This window comes from Priestia sp. KCTC 13724, assembly GCF_056820425.1.
In genome coordinates this window covers 1-562 of the sequence record NZ_JBXDLD010000052.1, presented here as the reverse complement: position 1 = coordinate 562, position 562 = coordinate 1, and the positions used below count along the sequence as shown (strand labels likewise).

Sequence of the window (562 nt, the reverse complement as noted above, 5' to 3'; positions counted from 1 at the left end):
CCATGTTTATTGTCCTTTATTTTGGATTTGGATGGTTTAGTACCGCCCAACCATTATAAAGGCTTTTTTATGCAAAGATAAAATTGCTGAAAATTTAGATTTTTATAAAGCGTTGAATTATTTTAATGCGACACTAGTGAGTCCGGATATATTTTTTCTAAGTCGGATTTTACTGACTTCTAGATACTCTTTAATCGAAATCGATCAAAATTCTCAACTTTAATCGCTGCCAAAAGCTCTTTATCAGTATTCACAACTTTTACGTCTGTAATATCTTCCTTGGCAATTATCTTTTCTTTCGCATGATTGGCAACGGATTGATCAATTGGCTTACTTGTATGTACTTGTGAAATACCAAAAGTACTATTACCTTGAATAAATTCATTTTGATTACCATTACATCCTGATGCGAAACCAATGACCATTATAATAAAAAGTAGGTTTTTCAATGTGGTTATTTTATCTTTCAAAAAAATAACCTCCATGTTTTTCTATTATTTGAACAGCTGAAAAAAGGTTGGTTAAGAGGCCAACCTTTTTTCGCCTTACTAATTACTGTTGT

1 protein-coding gene is annotated in these 562 nt (G+C 31.3%); it reads right to left on the bottom strand.

Going from position 1 to position 562, the window contains the following annotated elements; translation table 11 throughout:
* Window positions 1–179: 179 nt before the first annotated feature.
* A complete protein-coding gene (locus AC1UFB_RS07675; RefSeq protein WP_482588913.1) occupies window positions 180–470 on the bottom strand; it encodes a hypothetical protein in 291 nt (96 codons plus the stop codon).
* Between the last annotated feature and the right edge of the window lie 92 nt (window positions 471–562).